The following is an 18,965-nucleotide window of genomic DNA, read 5'->3' on the forward strand; positions in this document are numbered from 1 at the left end:
TCCCCACTCAGTTAGTTCTCTCCGTGCCGGAGCAAAAGGGGCAAGCCTTCGCCTCTGCCAAACTGCTGTACTCGACTCATAGCCAAAACGAGGCGAAGCCTTCCCCCTTCATCGGATTTCCACGACCCCTGAATCCTTACAAAAGTTGAATACCGTGATTGACGATAAGCAAGTTCCTTTCTTTATTCCTAGAGAATGCATTATCAAAATTTCGGAGGATACTGGCTATGAACCTGATGTCGCGGTGGTGAATCGACCAAACTTAGCGAATGAATCCCGTTGGGAAAGTTCATCAGTGATTGAGCATGGGGAATCGGTGAAACTCGTAGTCGAGGTGGTTTCCACGAATTGGCGTGATGATTATGCCCTCAAAATGACTGACTACGAGAGTATTGGCATTGGTGAATATTGGATTCTAGATTATCTTGGCATAGGTGGGCGGCGTTACATTGGCTCACCCAAGCAGCCAACGTTCACAATTTGCACCATGGTGGATGAGGAATACGAATTACAGCAGTTTCGTGGCAATGAGCGTATCATTTCTCCCACATTCCCAGAATGGGAATTAACGGTCAACCAGATTTTCCATCCAGGTGAATGAGCCAGTGGTTGGTGAATTGCTCCATCATGTTGGGTGGGTAGTCCTTGAGTATCCTGTTTCCCTTTAACAGTAAGCTGTCATGCATATAAATTCGGTATTAGTAGCCAGCAACATTCTCGCACGACAAGGATTTCACCATTGTTGACATTAAGCTTTAAATGCCGAACAGCTTAAAAGTTTTCCTTGCAAGCGGCTATGTCTTCCCTTTGGCGTGGGCTTTTGTATGATTTCTCCATTGATATATTCACTGGCGGGTTTGGTTTCTGGTTGTTGCAGAAATTCTGGCAATGTTAGTGGTTTGGAGAGTGCTTGTACCATTTGGATCGCCTGCAAGGTGAGACGGCAAGTTATAGACTCAATTCTAGTTACAAAGCGACGCGATCGCGCCTTGGTACGATAAACCTATCGTAGTGGCTTGGCACACCTAATTTAGTGGATTAGCCTTATACCCAGAAAACTTATAAAATTAGGGGCTCGCATCCCCTACTACGAACCCAACCTACGATCCTAGACGTTCCACCGGAGGAGTCTCTACAAGTTTCCCCTCTGCTTCCAGAGGCTTCTTGCATCGTGTCTGGAACATTGCTCCCCCTGCACCTGGAACCCCTCCGCTCCCCCTGTTTCTCACGATAGAATAGGTGAAATGACCAGCGATCGCACTGCCTCTGGTCAACTATCTACTAAAATCTCTAAAGTTATTGTATTCAGCGATTTGGCATTAACAGCGAGAGGAGACAAAATTACGCATGGGCAAGGTAGTCGGCATTGACCTAGGGACAACAAACTCTGTGGTAGCCGTCATGGAGGGTGGCAAGCCGGTTGTCATTGCTAATGCAGAAGGTATGCGGACAACCCCTTCTGTGGTGGCGTTTAGCAAGGAAGGGGAACGCTTAGTCGGACAAATGGCACGTCGCCAAGGGGTTCTGAATCCCCAAAATACGTTTTATGGGATTAAGCGATTTGTGGGGCGTCGATATAGTGAACTCAATCCTGAGTCGAAGCGCGTCCCCTATACGATTCGCCGTGATCCAGAAGACGCGATTAAAATTCGCTGTCCCCGCCTGAAGCAGGAATTTTTCCCGGAAGAAATTTCAGCGATGGTACTGCGGAAGTTGGCGGATGAGGCGACTCGCTATCTGGGTGAAGAGGTGACGGGGGCGGTGATTACGGTTCCCGCCTATTTTAATGATTCTCAACGACAGGCGACGCGAGATGCTGGGCGGATTGCGGGTTTGGAGGTGTTGCGAATTCTCAATGAACCGACAGCCGCATCTTTGGCGTATGGGTTAGATCGCCAAGACAGTCAGACTATTTTAGTCTTTGATTTGGGCGGTGGTACGTTTGATGTCTCGATTCTAGATGTGGGGGAGGGTGTATTTGAGGTTAAATCCACCAGTGGGGATACCCAATTGGGGGGAAATGATTTTGACCGCAAAATCGTGGATTGGCTAGCCGAACAGTTCCTCGAAACCGAAGGAGTGGATTTACGCCGCGATCGCCAAGCCTTACAGCGATTGATGGAAGCCGCTGAAAAAGCCAAGATTGAGCTTTCCGGGGTGGGGGTGACGGAGATTAATTTACCCTTTATCACCGCCACCGCAGATGGACCTAAGCATCTGGAAACCCGACTGACTCGTCCCCAGTTTGAGGGATTGTGTGGGGAATTAGTCAGTCGTTTACGTCGTCCCCTAAAACGCGCCTTCAAAGATGCGGGATTAACACCTGTGCAAATTGATGAGGTGGTTTTGGTTGGGGGTTCGACTCGCATTCCCTTAGTTCAACAATTGGTTCGGAGTTTAATTGATAAAGAACCGAATCAAAATGTGAATCCCGATGAAGTGGTGGCGGTTGGGGCGGCAATTCAAGCGGGTATCCTGAGTAATGAAGTTAAGGATGTGCTGTTGCTGGATGTGACGCCGTTATCGATGGGATTAGAAACCATTGGTGGGGTGATGAAAAAGCTGATCCCCCGGAATACGACTATCCCCGTGCGGCGATCGGATATCTTTTCTACGAGTGAAAATAATCAAACCCTCGTAGAAATTCATGTCCTGCAAGGGGAACGGGAAATGGCAAGTGATAATAAATCCCTGGGACGATTTAAGCTGACCGGAATTCCGCCTGCGCCTCGAGGCATTCCCCAAGTGCAAGTAGCGTTTGATATTGACGCTAATGGGATTTTACAGGTAACCGCCCTAGATAAAACCACCGGGCGAGAGCAAAGTGTGACAATCCAAGGTGCATCGACCTTAAATGAGTCCCAAGTGCAACAGATGATTCGCGACGCCGAGGAAAATGCCCAATTAGATCGTCAACGTCGGGAACGAGTCGAGAAGCGAAATCGCGCCGAAACCATGGCGACGGATGCGGAACGTCAACTCAAGGAAGTTACGCTGGATTTTGGCACCCAATTTGCCAGTGCGTATCGGCGGCGGATTGAAGCGTTGGTGCTGGAACTACGAGACGCGATCGCGCAAAATGATGACCGGGGGATTGACCGGGCGCAATCGGATTTACAAGATACTATCTATGAACTCAAACGGGAGGTAAGGTTAGCTTACGCCGAAGATGAGGACGATGACTTTTTTGGCTCAATTCGTCGTGTCTTCACTGGAGAAGACGAAGAGGACGCCTATTGGGAACCCAAACGGCGTGAACCCCGTGAATCCCGTGAACCTTATGATTATGGTGTAGGGACAGGTCGATCCAGTCGCCGACGCGATCGCGATCGTGATAGAGATAGAGAGAAAACCTATTCCCGTCGCGATGTCCGTTCCGCCCCCTTAGAAAATGATTGGGATGAAGAAGATGATGATTGGTTTTAAATAGGTAAAGGCGTAGCATGGCACCTCTGGGTGTAGGGGCGGGTTTTACTGATAACATTTCAGAGAAAACCCTTAACTTAACTCGCACCCGCCCCGATTTGATCCGTTTTATTCATCAACGATATCACCGGAGTTGGGCGAAGCATTTGGGTATAATATTTTGGACAAGTATCATCAGATAGCCCCCCAAATGCTTCGCCCCTACAAATAACGAATGACGAATGACGAATGACGAATTACATAAACAAATGACTGACAATGCAAAACTTTCGGAATTATTACGAGATTTTAGGAGTTCCCCCCGATGCATCCAGTGATGAGATAAAAAAGGCATTTCGGCGACTCGCCCGTAAATATCACCCGGATGTGAATCCAGGGGATAAAGAGGCTGAAGAACGGTTTAAGGATATTAACGAAGCCAACGAAGTCCTGTCTGATCCCAGTCGGCGATCGCAGTATGATCAGGTTGGCAACTTCTTTAAGAAGAAAGGATTTACCCGTAAGGCGGCGAAAACCAATCCTGTGAAAACCACCTTCTCCCGCAATGGTCGGGGGCGGACTTCTAGCCAAGAGGTGGACTATAGTGAGTTTGGCGATTTTAACAGCTTTGTTGAGCAACTCCTCGGACGCCGTCCTCCTCGTCCCGGTATGGGAACGGAACGGACAGGGGGGAGAGTTGAGTCCTCCGATCCGTTTCGCCCAGGAACCCGGAAAACCGCTTATCGAGTTAATCCTAGCGCCCAGCCTAAAGATGTAGAGGCGCGATTAACATTGCCCTTAGAAAAAGCCTATACCGGGGGAATTGAGCGAATTCGCCTCGAAGATGGTCGATCTTTAGAAGTTGAATTACCCGGAAATATGGTCACAAATCAGCGAGTTCGCCTCAAGGGTCAGGGAATCGCTGGTGGGGATTTATTTTTAATTATTACGGTTTCGCCGCATCCATTTTTTAAGCTGAGAGGGTCAGATATTATTTGCCAGTTACCGGTGACAGCAGCCGAAGCGGTATTAGGAACTCCTGTAGAAGTACCGACTCTAGATGGGCGCGTGAAAATGAATATTCCGGCGGGGGTGCAGTCAGGTCAACGATTACGTCTAGCGAATAAGGGGTATCCGATAGAAGGGGAACGGGGTGATCAGTTAGTCGAGATTCAAATTGTGGTGTCAAAAACGCCAAGTCCCGAAGCGCGAGAACTGTATCAGAAATTGTTAGAAATTGAACGGTTTAATCCTCGGCGGGATTTGCCGATTTGAGGGAAAGGTAGAGGATGAAGAGAGTGCGATCGCAAAATATCTCTAAGTAAGCTGTTCGGCATTTAAATCTTAATGTAAATAATTGTGAAATCCTTGTAGTGTGAGCATCTTGCTCACGACCTATACCCAATTTAAATCCGTGACAGCACAATATCTCGTGAAAAATTAATGTTGAGGTAAACTGACAAACTAAGATTCTTGCAGGCTAAGATTTCTGCGTTCAATAAGTTTTAGTCGGATGTCTCCATGAACAGATCGAGTAATTGGATAAAAATATGCCCAAACTAAACCTCCCATCAACAAAAACGCAGGTATAAAACTAATCAGCAAGCGAATTGTCCACAAGGCTGAATCAGGTTGATTTGGAGGTAACAGTTCAGATCCAGTTGAGATGAATCCAGACCTATCTAAGGCTTGACCTATGAAAAATAATGAGATGGCAACAGCAATTTTGTTTACTAGTGCAAACAAGCCATAGAAAATTCCCTCGCGCCGTTGTCCAGTTTTGAGTTCATCGAAATCAACCACATCCGGAAGCATTGACCAAGGTACGATATAAGCTGTAGACATCCCTAGTCCAATGATTACAGCAAGACTATACATTAATCCCACTTGATTAGGTTGTAAGAAACATAGTCCTATCGAAGCAAAAATAGTTAAAGGGATGCCCATACAATAGATAGCACGTTTACCTCGACGTTTCGCGATCGCACTCCAAACAAAGAGCATACTGAAGGCTGTTCCTTGAGCAGTAACTACCATTTGAGCCAAGTGGCGATTGGGTAATCCCATACAATTAATAACAAAATAAGGTAGAATTGCCGTCATAATTTGAATACTTAACCAAGAACATAAATGAATACCAATAACGCAGATAAAGGGAAAATTGCTCAAGGTTATTTGCAATTGTTGCCGAAGGTTTAAATTTGGATTCACCTGCCCCCGTTGTGTTTCCATTTGCTTGTACCGTTTTGAAGTACCCCAAATACATAATAAAAATGCCAACATAGAGACTATTGCACAAATTGCTGCTACGAGCAAATATTTTTGTTTTAGGTTGTCAGATCTAGCCAATATAATCTGTGCTAAACCCCAATAAAGAATATTTGCACCAATAGTAAAGGCAGCTTTAAACTTAACTAAGCTGAGAGGTTGGTTATAGTCTTGAGTGAGTTCAGCAGCCAGAGTATCGTAGGGTAAAACAACGGAAGTGTAGGCGGTGGATAGTATAAAAACAATTCCGCCGTAATAGGTAAAACGTAGCAATTGATTCGAGCTTAGAGAAATAAACCCTAGTAATCCAAAGCCAAGCACCAAAGTAATTGATCCCGCCAACATCCACGGGTAGCGCCGACCGAAGGAGGAACGAGTACGATCACTCAAATAACCAATGATCAGATCATTAATAACACCCCACCCTCTGCCAATAAACAAGACCATTCCTGCAAAGGCAGGCTCTTATCTTGCTACGTTGATCAGGAAAAATATAAGTAAAAAATCAAAAACATTGCGATAAAGCTCCACGCCTATTGCTCCGAATCCATAGGCAAGTTTTGTTTGAAAGTTTAAGTTGTCGCTAGTACTTCTTAGGGGAACAGGATTAGACATTGAAGAAGATTGCAACTCTTTGAGACAGATTATGCCACTTCCGATGATAAATGGCAATAGCAAGAGCATGGTACTAAATTTGAAATCAACTCAAACGCTGGCGCAGCCACAATGCCAATAGAGGTAGAGCCAGTCGATAATTTTGCTCGGAGCCATAAATCAAGCCTTTGTGTTGCAATCCCGCGATCGCGCCTTGGAGACTTCCCCCTCTGGATAGGTAATGTTTGTGAATATAATCGCGACTTTGCGGCTTGTCCGTCGGATCTAGCGCCAAAGACTCCAACAGATGCGCCTGATTCGCCGGAAGCAGCATGAGTAATGACTCGAAAACCATGGATAGGTCGGATAATAGATCTTGGATTGCCTGCTGGATGTGGCGATCGCGAATTAACCCGTCAGCCACCCGCACCGACTGGAGGCGTCGCACCAGTGCGGAAGCATCGCCTAAATGCCCCTGTACCGCATTGACAAACAATTCCAAGGCTTGCGATCGCGGATCGAATGTCAACTCTTGGGTATGCAAGACTTCTTGCGCCCAAGCCGCCACCACATCATCGGCTAAGGGAGCAAGCTGCACGATTTCTAAACTATTCCCCGGTTCATCAGGATGAATGCTAATTTCTGCGATCGTTGCCACCAATACATAACTCACCTGAGTCTGACGCTCGATCTCTTGCTTCAAAAAATTTTCCCACACCCCATGACGATCCCAAGAGCGAATGTGGGGGAAGCTTTCCAAAATTAACACTACCCGTTCACCTGTAGATTCGGCTAATTCTTGTAGGAAATCCAGTAATCCCTCAAATGCTTTCCATTGCTGCTCTTGACTTTTTACCCGAATTGGTTTGAGCTGTGCTCTACCTCGTCCGTTATCATGGAGGACAAATAATTCAACCGCCTTGTGTTCAATCCACTCTTGCATGAGAGCGTGAGCTGTTGCACTGGGAAACGTCTGATTGATGCTCTCGCACAGCAATTGCACGAAGCGCTGACCATCAGTCACCCGGATACAGTCAACTTCCAAGATTTTCACGCCAACTTCCCGAGCCGCCCGCCGTACCAGACTCCGACGTCCGCTTCCCGGTACTCCCACAATCAGCAGGTTGCCGTCATGGGCTAAAACCTGGGTGATTCGCTGGAATTGCGCTTGCCGTCCAACCAACTGAAACGGTGTTGATACATCCAAAATGGTCACGGTTTTAGTATCCTGATCGCAAGAGTAGACAGGTTCCGACGGTACGCCTTCACTCCTTCGGCAGCCGCCCACGGTATTGGCAGGCGACTCAGGGCTGAGGTTAAGTATTGATTTGCCACGAATCGGTTCTCTAATCCGGCTATTGCATGTTTTATCATGTCGCTCCCAAGCTCAAACCAACCCATTGGTGTGGTATGAGTCTATCGTCTGTATTGACACTTTTCAATAGTGTCAGCCTTTTTTAGCACTATTAAAACGTGCTATATATGTTTTAGCACCTTTTTCCAAGACAGCATAGCCGTGTTAGCTTGTTCCGCAAGAAGCCTCGCGCTGTACTCGTTGGCGAAGCCTTCTCCGAAGGAGTAGAGTCAGCGTCGAGATGAATTGCGGGGTCAACGTAGGATAGGTCGATAAACAGGAGGAAAACAAATGAGAACTGCGTACCAGTACCGATTGCGCCCAACAAAACAGCAGGCTGTCAAAATAGATAGATGGTTGTCTATGCTTTGTAGTCAGTACAATTACTTGTTGGGTGATAGGTTTAATTGGTGGGAGCAAAACCGCTCTCCAGTCAATGCTTGTCCTCTTGTTTGTCGCCTGCCAGAGTTTCGGGACAATCCTGACTATTACTCTCAAAAGAAAACATTACCTAAGCTCAAGAAAACACATCCTTGGTACGGCGAGATATATTCTCAAGTTCTTCAGGATGTAGTCAAGCGAGTCAAGGCAACGTTTGACCGCTTTCTTAAAGGTGACTGTAATGGCAAACGTAGCGGTAAGCCAAGGTTCAAGTCTCGGAGTCGCTACCGTACCTTCACCTATCCCCAAATGAAGGATGGATGTTTGCAGGGGAGCTTGATAAACTTGCCGATGTTTGGCAAAGTCAAAGTTTTCCTGCATCGTCCTATTCCTGATGGCTTCAAAATCAAAACAGCATCTGTTACAAAGAAAGCGGATGGCTATTACTTGACGTTATCCCTGGAAGACAAAACTGTTCCTGAAATCAAGCCAGATTTCAACCCGGATAAAATCGCTGGGGTTGATATGGGTTTAAAGGAGTTTTTGACAACTTCCGATGGCGAAACCGTTACCATTCCACAACATTATCGTAAAACTCAAAAACGCCTACGAGTTATCCAGAAACGGGTATCACGCAGGAAAAAAGGAAGTAACGGCAGACTTAAAGCCATTAAACAACTAGGAAAACAACATAAAACAGTTGCAGACAAGCGCAAGGATTTTCACTTCAAAACAGCGAAATGGCTGTTATCAAAATATGACGTAATCGCTCACGAGGACCTGAACGTCAAAGGACTTGCTCGTACAAAGTTGGCTAAGTCTGTGTTGGATGCTGGGTGGTCAAGCTTTCTGTCGATACTGACAAACAAAGCCGAAAATGCTGGTTTGTTGGTTGTACCAGTAAGCGCTCACAATACCTCACAAGATTGCTCCAATTGCGGTGAGAAAGTACCCAAAAAGGTGCATATTCGTTGGCATGACTGTCCTCACTGTGGGTGCAGCCTTGACCGCGATCATAATGCAGCCATAAATATAAAAAACAGGGCGGCTGGGCAGACCGTCCTTAAAGCCAAACGCCTTCTAAGCAATAGCCGGATTGGTTTGGAAGCCTACACCGTACTCAAAGAGTCGGTGTAGGAGCTGTCACAAACATGCCTATTCGCCACCATACTGTGCGGATTTTTCGGCATCATCTTAAAAAAGACGCTAGCACGGCATCATCAGACCTTAGAACAGCGAGATTAAGAAGCACAATACCCCATGAGTACATTAACGATTGCCTGGATCGCACTACCGATGTTTGTGGGGTTCAGCATTTATCTGTTCCCCAAACTTGACCGATATCTCACACTGGGCGTCGCCCTGGTTTCTGTTGGATATGCGTTGCAGTTATTATTTGTGGCTAAATCGCCGATAAACCTGCAATTATTGGATAATTTTGGCGTCACCTTAATCGCTGACCAATTGAGCGGTTTTTTTATATTGACCAATGCTCTGGTAACAACCGCCGTTATACTTTATTGTTGGCACACCAATAAGACGGCTTTCTTTTTTACACAGACGATTATTTTACATGGCAGTGTCAATGCCACCTTTGTCTGTGCCGATTTAATCAGCTTATATGTGGCGTTAGAGGTCATTAGTATTGCCGCATTTCTGTTAATTGCCTATTCCCGAACGAATCGTTCGATTTGGGTGGCTTTACGTTATATGTTTGTCGGCAATGTGGCAATGCTGTTTTATCTGGTAGGTGCGGTTTTAGTTTATCAGGCAAATTATTCCTTTGCTTATGAGGGGTTGAGTAATGCACCCATCGAGGCAATTGCTTTGATCTTTCTGGGACTGCTGAGTAAGGGGGGTATCTTTGTATCGGGATTATGGTTACCGTTGACCCACTCGGAATCGGAGACACCGGTGTCGGCGTTGTTATCGGGGGTTGTGGTGAAAACGTCTGTGTTTCCCCTGGTGCGCTTTGCGTTGATGGTGCCAGAGGTTGATCCCATTGTTAGAGTCTTCGGCGTGGGAACCGCGCTGCTGGGAGTCGGTTATGCCGTCTTTGAAAAAGATACCAAGCGCACGCTAGCGTTTAGCACCATTTCCCAATTAGGCTGGATACTCGCTGCACCAGAAGTCGGTGGTTTTTTTGCCCTAGCCCATGGATTGGCGAAATCAACGCTGTTTTTGATCGCGGGTAACTTACCCAGCCGAAACTTTAAGGAACTTAAAGAGCAGCCGATGAATACCGGACTCTGGATTGCCCTCGTCATGGCTAGCCTCTCGATTTCTGGTTTTCCCTTGTTCGTCGGCTTTGGCGCGAAGGTACTAACGTTGAAAAACGTCCTACCTTGGCAATGGCTATGGATTGTCATGAACCTGGGGGCGGTGGGAACCGCGATGGTGTATGCCAAATTCATCCTTCTGCCCCATGGAAAAGGGAAGCCTGTTCGAGCCAGTTTCTGGACTCCAATCCTACTACTGCTCGGTGCGCTGATTGCCGCAAGCGGGATGTATTTAGAAGGATACACCCTGTTAAATATCACCAAAAACCTGGCAATCATCGGCGTTGGAAGGTGGACATACGTTTTAATTTTTCAACGAGTGGTACTCAAAGTACCCCGTATGCTTGAGCAATTGGAGCATCTAATCGGGGTGATGGTAGTGATGAGTCTAGCGTTGATTCTTCTATTCAAGATGGTATTGGCATGATTGCCCGAATGCCCATCAGCAATCTTTATCGAAAATTCTGCGATCGCTCTGAAGTTTATAGATGTCAATGGGATGTAAGCTGATGAACGATAATCCCTTTTACAAAACGACAATGCAAAACCGTGCCTTAGATTTTCCCATTTTGATTGTTGATGCCGACTTCCACTCAAAGAATGCTGCGGGTGTTTTCATGCGGAAGCTGGCAACGGAACTAGAAAACCTGGACTTTAAAATCTTGAATTTAGAAACCTACACCGATGCAGCAACTGTAGCTGGAGGCTTCAACGCCTTCTCCTGTATCTTGGTTTCCGTAGAAGGCTCTGAGGAGGGAGTCAACTTTGAAGCGCACTTGCAAGCTTTGCTAAAAGCTGCCCATCAGAAGAACGAGAACGTACCAATCTTCTATGTAGGCGAACGGAAAACTGTTGAGGAGTTGCAGCTACAATATCTCAGTCAGGTAGAAGGCGTAATTTATCTGTTTGAGGATACCTCTGAGTTCCTCGCTCGCCAGGTTGCCCGTGCTGCCCAAGATTATCTTGAGCATTTGTTGCCTCCTTTTTTCAAAGCAATGGTGAAGCACGCCGAGGAGTCCGCCTATTCCTGGCATACACCGGGACACGCCGGGGGAGTAGCCTTTATCAAAAGCCCTGTAGGTCGAGCTTTTCACCAGTTCTACGGCGAGAACGCTTTCCGCACTGACCTGTCGATCTCCGTGCCTGAACTAGGATCGCTCCTCGATCACACCGGTCCTATCGCTGATGCTGAGATAGAGGCGGCACGCAATTTTGGGTCTGACCACACCCTTTTCGTCATCAACGGTAATTCCACCGCAAACAAGATTGTATGGCACGGGATGGTGGGTCGCGATGATATTGTTTTGGTCGATCGCAACTGCCATAAGTCTATTTTGCATAGCATTGTGATGACTGGGGCTATCCCCGTCTATTTCACGCCATCACGGAATGAGCATGGCATTATCGGACCGATTAGCCTGGATCAATTCTCACCGCAAGCAATTGAGGCGAAAATCGCGGCGAATCCCCTTGCCCGCAATTACGCTAACAAAGCACGGATGGCGGTGGTAACGAACTCGACCTATGACGGTATCTGCTACAACGCAGATGCGATCAAGGAGCAAATTGGAGACGCAGTGGATGCCCTACATTTTGACGAGGCGTGGTTTGCTTATGCGGCTTTCCACGAGTTCTACGAGGGTCATTACGGTATGTCAGAGAGTTCTCCACGAGCTGAACATCCCATCGTGTTCGCAACTCAGTCCACTCACAAACTTTTGGCAGCCTTCTCCCAAGCGGCGATGGTTCATGTCAAAAATAGCCAGAAGCAGTCCATCGATTTCCGTCGCTTCAATGATGCCTTTTTGATGCACACTTCCACCTCGCCCAATTACCCGATCATGGCTTCCATCGATGTGGCATCACGGATGATGGCAGGACGCGGCGGGCGTACCCTCCTGCAAGAAACCATTGATGAGGCAATCACATTCCGACGGCTGATGCGTGACATGGGTAAGGAATTTGATCCGAGTGACTGGTGGTTTTCTACCTGGCAACCTGAAGACGTTCCCCTCAACAACGATTCGGTCAAGATAGAGGATTGGCAGCTACAAGCAGAAGCGAACTGGCATGGTTTCGCCAACCTCACTTCGGGTCAGGCAATTCTCGACCCGATTAAAGTCACCATTATCTGTCCTGGAGTAGGCGCAGGGGAAGGAGAGGTTGGTATCCCGGCGGCAGTTGTTTCCAAGTTCCTCTGGGAGCAGGGACTCACTGTAGAGAAAACTGGGATATACTCCCTCCTAGTGCTATTCTCCATTGGCATCACCAAGGGGAAGTGGAGTACGTTGCTAACGGAACTGATCAAGTTCAAGCGTCTCTACGATACCAACGCGCCCCTCGATATCGCCCTCAAGAGCGTTGCGCCACACAATGCTGCACATAGCAAGGGTCTGCGCGACCTTTGCACTGCAATCCACCAGAGCTACCGTGCCAACAATCTATTACAAGCTATTCATGATATGTATCTGACGCTTCCCGAACCAGCGATGCGTCCAGCCGATGCCTACAATGCCTTGGTACATGGTCATGTTGAGCCTGTAGATATTGAGGAAGCAATTGGTCGCATCTCTGCAAGTATGGTAGCTCCTACCCCCCCAGGAATCCCCGTGATTATGCCTGGAGAACGCTTCATCCCGGAAAGCCGCTCGATTATCGAGTACCTCAAGTTCACACGCGAATTTGATCGTCAGTTCCCCGGCTTTGAAAATGAAATCCACGGGCTGCGGATCGAGGAAAGTGGATCAGGGAAGCGCTACATGATTGATTGCGTTAAAGAATAGTAACCGTTTTCTTTTGTCCGACTACTTAAGGCAGGTTAAAACGAATACCACGCTCCTCATATTCTGGTGGGCAATGCCCACCCTACGGTATATCAAAGGTTTCGGCGATGCCCAAATGCCAATTCTCAGTGCCGTTAAGGTTACTCGCTTCTGGCTTCCTTGAGTATGACGAATGACGAAAATCATCATTTCCCCTGCTCAAAGCAATCCGTTGCTGTGGCATGAGTCTATGGTTGGCATTGACACTTTCCAATAGTGTCCATCTTGGTTAGCACTATTAAAACGTGCTATATATGTTTTAGCACCTTTTTCCAGGACAGCATACCCGTGTTAGAAGCCTGCATATTTGCCACCATCCTGTGCGGATTTTTCGGCATCATCCTGAAAAAAAACCTGGTGATGAAGATCATCTCCATGGATGTGATGAGTACGGGGGTTATTGCCTATTACGTGCTGATCGCATCACGCAAAGGTGAAGCCTTGTTCACACCGATTATTTCCGTCGAAAATGGGATTATTTCCAACATCGAAAATGGCGCTTACTCTGATCCAGTTCCCCAAGCGGTGATCTTGACCGCGATTGTGATCGGCTTTTCGATTCAAGCCCTGATGCTAGTCGGTGTGATGAAGCTAGCACGGGATCATCCCACCTTAGAAAGCAGCGAGATTGAGAAACATAATACCCCATGAGTACATTGACGATTGTCTGGATAGCACTACCGCTATTTGTGGGGTTCAGCATTTATCTGTTCCCCAGACTTGACCGATATCTCGCACTGGGCGTCGCCCTGGTTTCGGCTGGATATGCATCTCACTTATTTGTGGCTCAGTCAACCTTAACCCTGCAATTATTGGATAGTTTCGGCGTCACCTTAATCGCTGACGAATTGAGCGGTTTTTTTATATTCACCAATGCCCTAGTCACAAGCGCCGTTATCATCTATTGTTGGCACACCAATAAGACGGCTTTTTTTTATACACAGATGATTATTTTACATGGCTGTGTTAATGCCGCCTTTGTCTGTGCCGATTTCATCAGCTTATACGTGGCGTTAGAGGTCATTGGTATTGCCGCATTTCTATTAATTGCCTATCCCCGAACGAATCGTTCGATTTGGGTGGCGTTGCGCTATCTGTTGTTCAGCAATGTAGCAATGCTGTTTTATCTGATGGGTGCGGGGTTGGTGTATGAGGCGAATTATTCTTTTGCTTATGAGGGTTTAAGCAATGCTCCCATCGAGGCAATTGCCTTGATTTTTCTGGGACTGTTGAGTAAGGGGGGTATCTTTGTATCGGGATTATGGTTACCCTTGACCCACTCAGAATCTGAGACACCGGTGTCGGCGTTGCTATCGGGGGTTGTGGTAAAAGCCGGGGTGTTTCCCCTGATGCGCTTTGCTTTGATGGTGCCAGAGATTGATCCCATTGTCAGAATCTTCGGCGTAGGCACAGCTGTGCTAGGAGTCGGTTATGCCGTCTTTGAAAAAGATAGCAAACGAATGTTGGCATTTCACACGATTTCGCAGTTAGGCTTTGTCCTAGCAGCACCCGAAGTCGGTGGTTTTTATGGGCTAACCCACGGGTTAGTCAAATCAGCGCTGTTCTTAATAGCGGGAACCTTACCTAGCCGTAACCTCAAAGAACTGCACCATCAGCCGATGAATACCCCAATTTGGATTGCCCTAGTCATCGCCAGTTTCTCTATCTCCGGCTTTCCCCTATTGTCTGGTTTTGGGGCGAAGGTTTTGACGATGGAAAATCTTTTGCGCTGGCAAGTGATTGGCATGAATATTGCGGCTTTGGGAACGGCAATATCCTTTGCCAAATTCATTTTTCTACCTCACAAACCACAAGGAGAGGGAAATGCCCAGCCCGGTTTCTGGTTAGCCATGATTATATTAATCGGGGGTTTAATTTTAGCAAATGTTGTGTATTACGAGGCGTATACGGTTAAGAATATCGTGAAACCACTGGCAACTATCGCACTTGGATGGTTGGCATATTTTTTGATTTTTAAACGACTTTCCATCAAACTCCCTCGTATGCTTGAGCAATTCGATCATCTGATTGGGGTGATGAGTTTAATGTTGCTGCTGCTGTTTGGGATGGTATTCGCTTAATCTCAAACTCTTACAAATGACTAATGACCAATGACCAATGACCAATGACAAAATATGATTGGACATCTGAATTTGATATTGCGATTAACCATCTGGTTTTTGCTCACCGCTAGTCTGAGTGTGCCAAATATCATCATTGGCATCGCCGTCGCCCTTCTCTTGCCGGGACGCCCCAAAACTTCGGAATCCATAAAGGATTGGTTGCGAGTTTTGGGGGAAGTACTTGTGGCGATTCCCCAGGCGTATTTTGAGGCATTTGAAATTATGCTCCGTCCTCATAAGTACGAAGATGTAATTATGGAACGAGTCAAACCCCAGCGTACACCCGGACTGATTTTTCTCGATATATTTTTAATTACGTTTACACCCAAAACCATTGTTTTGAAATACCACGAGGAAGGCTCGTATGAAGTTCACAGAATTAGCCGGAGGAAACGAACATGAATTGGATTTTAATTAGCATGATTTTGGCGCTACTTATCCCCATGTATGAGGCATGGCAGGATGATGATATTTGGCAAAAAATGTTGGCATTTGCCAGTATTGCCACCAAAACCTCAATTATGATTCTGGTCGTTTCTGTCTTGCGGGATGACTGGATGATCGGAGTTGTCGGGGTGATCATCCTGAGTGTGGGGAATGCCGGATTAATGTTGTTGGCACATATCCTTAAACGAATCAATGATTCAGCGAAAGAGTCCTACTATGATCAACGTGCTTAGTTATATCTGTATCGGGTTAGGAATTGTCTTCTGGTTTTGGGGAACCTTTCCGTTGATTGGTCACCGATCTGTACTCTTTAAACTGCATACTCTTTCGGTGGCAGATACTCTGGGTTCAATGAGTATTATCGTCGGATTGTTGCTAAAAATACCCAGTGAATGGCCCCTACTGATTCTTGCCATTATTTCGTTGGCGATTTGGAATACGGTGCTGGGGTATGTGTTGGCATATTGTTCGAGTAGCGGGGAGGAATTGGACTATGAATGAAAGTGATATCTATGTGATCATCGCCCTGATGCCTTTGGCTGCTTGTATGTTAGTTTTTCAGGTGAATCCCTACCATGCTCTGGTGATTCGGGGCATCTTAGGAGCGGTGGCGGCATTAGTTTATGCAGTTTTGGGGGCGGCGGATGTGGCGTTGACCGAAGCCTTGGTGGGTACTATGCTGGCGATTACGCTATATGCCGTGGCGGTGCGTTCATCCCTAACCCTGCGTCTGGGTGTACTTGAAGAGAGTGGCGCTAAAGCGCCGACTACGAACGATGAGAGCCATGATTTTGGGCAACTGATGGATGATTTACGCACCATTTTTCGCAAACATTACATGCGTATCGAGTTAGTCCCGTACACGGATCAGCAGGCTTTGCATGGGGCGCTGATGGATAAAGAAATTCATGCCACTTGTACGCGATCGCACCAAGCTGAACTGGAGGCTCAAGACCCGACAGCACCTGAGTCTGAGACGCCATCCTATCACACCGCGACTCGGGTTCAACGCCTCTATGACATCATGCGAACCGAACTGTCGTCACCCGCGACACATTTAACCTATATTAATACACCAGATTTAGGGGAGGGACATTGATGAAATGGATCTACATTGCAGCCGGGATAGCGCTGTATATCATATTCCTAATCATGCCCAATATGCCTAATTCGGCACCGGATTTATCCGATAACTCTATCGTCGATTTAATTGCACAAGACAGTGGAGTGTCCAATGTGGTTTCGGGTATCATTTTCCGGAATCGGTTGTATGACACGATCTTTGAAGTGGTTGTATTTACGATCGCGATTATGGGTGTCCGGTTTCTGCTGGCAGATGAAAAGCCATTCTGCACGATCTATCAGTTTACCGATCAACCCTCGATGATTCTGGCGCGTTTGGGAGCAACCATTTCCGCCTTAGTGGGTATCGAATTAGCGATTCGGGGACACTTAAGTCCCGGCGGCGGGTTTGCGGCTGGGGTAGCTGGGGGAACCGCGATCGGCTTGGTGGCGATTACCTCATCAACGGAGTGGATGCAGGGAATCTATAAACGCTGGCACGCCTCTAGATGGGAGAAAGTTTCGGTTTTGGTTTTTATTGTCCTGGCAGTGATCACTCTGGCTGGAGTCGAGTTACCCCATGGAAATTTAGGCGCACTGCTCAGCGGCGGGATTATTCCCCTGCTCAATATCCTAGTCGCCGTAAAAGTCGCCTTGGGTTCCTGGGCAGCTATTTTAGTTTTTGTTCATTATCGGGGGTTGTTGTGAGCGCGTGAACTACTCAGGCTTACTTCGTAGAAGCCTGAGCTTCTGATCTCACAGGGGATTGCGTCAGCTTAGATTTACACCCAAGCTTCGGTCTCACATCCCCTCCTCGACTCAGCAGTCCCAGTCCCTGAGACCGATAAAATTCTGATGCCTTCCGCTCTGATATTTGAGTAGAGCGTTACCGTCTCTATCGTGGTGAGTGCCACAGCTAGGGCAAGTCCATGACCTAACCTCTAAGGGCATCTCGTCCACCTGATAATGGCAGTTTGAGCAGAGTTTTGAACTGGGAAACCATCGGTCAATCTCTACCAATACCTTACCCTCAACTTCAAGTTTGTAAGATAAGAAATTGACAAACATCCCCCAGCCTACATCAGAAATTGCTTTGGCTAGTTTAGGGTTACGATAGCGAAGCGTTAGCGAGTCTTCGAGCGTCACCATGCCCTTAGTATTCAAGCTTTCGACTACAATGACTTGGTTTTCGTCAACAAGCTTTCTGGATAGCTTATGTAAGTAGTCTTGACGGACATTAATAACTCGTTCGTGAACCCTAGCTACCAGTTTTCTGGCTTTATCTCTTGAATTGCTCCCCTTCTCCTTTCTGTCTAATTTTCGTTGCTTCCGCTTGAGGTTACGCTCATGTTTGGCTAGGTGCTTAGGGTTGGCAAACTTAGAGGTCTTGACCCCATCGTTAACAATGGCAAAATCCTTCAGCCCTAGATCAATCCCAGCTACTTTGCCATCGGTGCTAACAGGTGGGTTATCCCCTTCTGCCTCGGTCAAGACGGATGCAAAATACTTTCCCGATGGCGTCATGCTTACCGTTACCGTCTTGATTGTTCCTTCTATGGGTCGGTGTAATTTAGCCTTGACTACGCCAACGCGACCCGGAAATTTGAGGCAATCACCTGCAACCTCGACTGATTGAGGATACTGTATGGACTGCCTATTCTTTTTAGCCTTGAACCTTGGGTATTTGGCTCTACCATCGAAAAAGTTCTTATAGGCAGTCACCAGATTGAGCGTAGTAGCCTGTAACACCTGAGAATAACACCCAGATAACCAGGACGTTTCTTCCTGTCTCTTCAGTTTAGGTAAAAGTGCATTCAATGCAGAACGGTTCAAGCCTAGAGATGTAGTCAAAAGCGCGTTAATGAACTCGACCACCGTTCGCTTTTATAGCGTCCTCCAAAAGAATAGCGCAAGATGCCTATTGGCATTATTCGGTTAGTATTCTAACTAGCAAATGTTTACTTTAATTTACGAGTTTAAACTAAAACCAACTAGCGCTCAAATAACCATCTTTGAGGAATGGCTAGAGCAGTGTCGTAGGGTATACAACTACGCTTTAACTGAGCGCAAGAATTGGGTTAATTCTCGCAAATGTCCGGTAAATGCTTGCTCAATTAAAAGTGAGTACATCATACCAGCCGACAAAGAAGCGCCTAATTATTCAAGTCAATGTGAAAATCTAACCCAAGCTAAAAAGAGTATCCCTGAGCTAAAACAGGTACACTCACAA

The 18,965-nt window shown here is 46.9% G+C and carries 17 protein-coding genes and 3 pseudogenes; 14 read left to right on the forward strand and 6 right to left on the reverse strand.

Going from position 1 to position 18,965, the window contains the following annotated elements; all coding sequences use genetic code 11:
• The first annotated feature begins 145 nt into the window (after positions 1-145).
• Positions 146-601, forward strand: coding sequence for a Uma2 family endonuclease (locus RID09_RS15135; protein ID WP_446336759.1), 456 nt, complete (start codon positions 146-148; stop codon positions 599-601).
• Positions 602-775: 174 nt separating this feature from the next.
• Here the strand turns inward: RID09_RS15135 and RID09_RS15140 are convergent.
• A pseudogene (locus RID09_RS15140) lies at positions 776-919 on the reverse strand (Uma2 family endonuclease); the annotation flags it as partial.
• 428 nt (positions 920-1,347) lie between these two features.
• On the opposite strand from RID09_RS15140, the gene dnaK reads away from it, so the two are divergent.
• Together dnaK and RID09_RS15150 are read left to right on the forward strand one after the other, a co-directional pair.
• Positions 1,348-3,426 carry a molecular chaperone DnaK gene (gene dnaK / locus RID09_RS15145; protein ID WP_446336760.1) on the forward strand — a complete coding sequence of 693 codons (2,079 nt, stop codon included), beginning with the start codon at positions 1,348-1,350 and terminating at the stop codon, positions 3,424-3,426.
• 258 nt (positions 3,427-3,684) lie between these two features.
• Positions 3,685-4,680 carry a DnaJ C-terminal domain-containing protein gene (locus RID09_RS15150; protein ID WP_446336761.1) on the forward strand — a complete coding sequence of 332 codons (996 nt, stop codon included), beginning with the start codon at positions 3,685-3,687 and terminating at the stop codon, positions 4,678-4,680.
• Between the two features lie 189 nt (positions 4,681-4,869).
• Here the strand turns inward: RID09_RS15150 and RID09_RS15155 are convergent.
• From RID09_RS15155 to RID09_RS15165, 3 genes and pseudogenes are all read right to left on the reverse strand, one after another.
• Positions 4,870-6,123, reverse strand: a pseudogene (locus RID09_RS15155) (MFS transporter); the annotation flags it as partial.
• Positions 6,124-6,373: 250 nt separating this feature from the next.
• Positions 6,374-7,483, reverse strand: coding sequence for an AAA family ATPase (locus tag RID09_RS15160; RefSeq protein WP_446336762.1), 1,110 nt, complete (start codon positions 7,481-7,483; stop codon positions 6,374-6,376).
• Positions 7,480-7,641 carry a hypothetical protein gene (locus RID09_RS15165; RefSeq protein ID WP_446336763.1) on the reverse strand — a complete coding sequence of 54 codons (162 nt, stop codon included), beginning with the start codon at positions 7,639-7,641 and terminating at the stop codon, positions 7,480-7,482. The genes RID09_RS15160 and RID09_RS15165 overlap by 4 nt, the downstream gene beginning before the upstream one ends.
• A gap of 271 nt (positions 7,642-7,912) precedes the next feature.
• Here RID09_RS15165 and RID09_RS15170 point away from each other — a divergent pair, with 271 nt between their 5' ends.
• The 3 genes from RID09_RS15170 to RID09_RS15180 all read left to right on the forward strand — a co-directional run bounded on the left by RID09_RS15170 (position 7,913) and on the right by RID09_RS15180 (position 13,064).
• Entirely contained in the window at positions 7,913-9,139 is a 1,227-nt protein-coding gene (locus RID09_RS15170; RefSeq protein ID WP_446336764.1) for an RNA-guided endonuclease InsQ/TnpB family protein, read from the forward strand.
• A 123-nt stretch (positions 9,140-9,262) separates the two neighbouring features.
• A complete protein-coding gene (locus RID09_RS15175) occupies positions 9,263-10,708 on the forward strand; it encodes a cation:proton antiporter (protein ID WP_446336765.1) in 1,446 nt (481 codons plus the stop codon).
• Positions 10,709-10,820: 112 nt separating this feature from the next.
• Positions 10,821-13,064 (forward strand): Orn/Lys/Arg family decarboxylase, encoded by a 2,244-nt coding sequence (locus tag RID09_RS15180; RefSeq protein WP_446336774.1) that lies wholly within the window; start codon positions 10,821-10,823, stop codon positions 13,062-13,064.
• Positions 13,065-13,146: 82 nt separating this feature from the next.
• On the opposite strand, the gene RID09_RS15185 is transcribed toward RID09_RS15180, so the two are convergent.
• Positions 13,147-13,287, reverse strand: a complete 141-nt coding sequence (locus RID09_RS15185; RefSeq protein WP_446336766.1) for a hypothetical protein — start codon at positions 13,285-13,287, stop codon at positions 13,147-13,149.
• Between the two features lie 104 nt (positions 13,288-13,391).
• Between RID09_RS15185 and RID09_RS15190 the strand changes: the two genes are divergently transcribed.
• Genes RID09_RS15190 through RID09_RS15220 form a run of 7 tightly spaced genes read left to right on the forward strand, consistent with a single transcriptional unit; the run spans position 13,392 to position 17,443 of the window.
• The gene (locus RID09_RS15190) at positions 13,392-13,754 is read left to right on the forward strand and encodes a cation:proton antiporter subunit C (protein WP_446336767.1); all 363 of its coding nucleotides are present in this window, start codon (positions 13,392-13,394) and stop codon (positions 13,752-13,754) included.
• Positions 13,751-15,184, forward strand: coding sequence for a cation:proton antiporter (locus tag RID09_RS15195; RefSeq protein WP_446336768.1), 1,434 nt, complete (start codon positions 13,751-13,753; stop codon positions 15,182-15,184). Before RID09_RS15190 ends, RID09_RS15195 begins: the two co-directional genes overlap by 4 nt.
• A gap of 54 nt (positions 15,185-15,238) precedes the next feature.
• On the forward strand, positions 15,239-15,628 hold the full coding sequence (locus RID09_RS15200; RefSeq protein ID WP_446336769.1) for a Na+/H+ antiporter subunit E: 390 nt from the start codon (positions 15,239-15,241) through the stop codon (positions 15,626-15,628).
• Positions 15,625-15,906, forward strand: a complete 282-nt coding sequence (locus RID09_RS15205) for a hypothetical protein (protein WP_446336770.1) — start codon at positions 15,625-15,627, stop codon at positions 15,904-15,906. The genes RID09_RS15200 and RID09_RS15205 overlap by 4 nt, the downstream gene beginning before the upstream one ends.
• Entirely contained in the window at positions 15,890-16,174 is a 285-nt protein-coding gene (locus RID09_RS15210) for a monovalent cation/H(+) antiporter subunit G (protein WP_446336771.1), read from the forward strand. Before RID09_RS15205 ends, RID09_RS15210 begins: the two co-directional genes overlap by 17 nt.
• Positions 16,167-16,772 carry a DUF4040 domain-containing protein gene (locus RID09_RS15215; RefSeq protein WP_446336772.1) on the forward strand — a complete coding sequence of 202 codons (606 nt, stop codon included), beginning with the start codon at positions 16,167-16,169 and terminating at the stop codon, positions 16,770-16,772. The genes RID09_RS15210 and RID09_RS15215 overlap by 8 nt, the downstream gene beginning before the upstream one ends.
• On the forward strand, positions 16,772-17,443 hold the full coding sequence (locus tag RID09_RS15220; RefSeq protein ID WP_446336773.1) for a Na(+)/H(+) antiporter subunit B: 672 nt from the start codon (positions 16,772-16,774) through the stop codon (positions 17,441-17,443). The genes RID09_RS15215 and RID09_RS15220 overlap by 1 nt, the downstream gene beginning before the upstream one ends.
• 19 nt (positions 17,444-17,462) lie before the next feature.
• Here RID09_RS15220 and RID09_RS15225 read toward each other — a convergent pair.
• Positions 17,463-18,580: pseudogene (locus RID09_RS15225) on the reverse strand (RNA-guided endonuclease InsQ/TnpB family protein); the annotation flags it as partial.
• 109 nt (positions 18,581-18,689) lie between these two features.
• Between RID09_RS15225 and RID09_RS15230 the strand changes: the two are divergent.
• On the forward strand, positions 18,690-18,965 hold a 276-nt coding region (locus RID09_RS15230), incomplete at its 3' end, for a helix-turn-helix domain-containing protein (RefSeq protein WP_446336758.1).

The organism is Coleofasciculus sp. G1-WW12-02 (assembly GCF_040219735.1).
Classification (GTDB): Bacteria; Cyanobacteriota; Cyanobacteriia; order Cyanobacteriales; family Coleofasciculaceae; genus Coleofasciculus.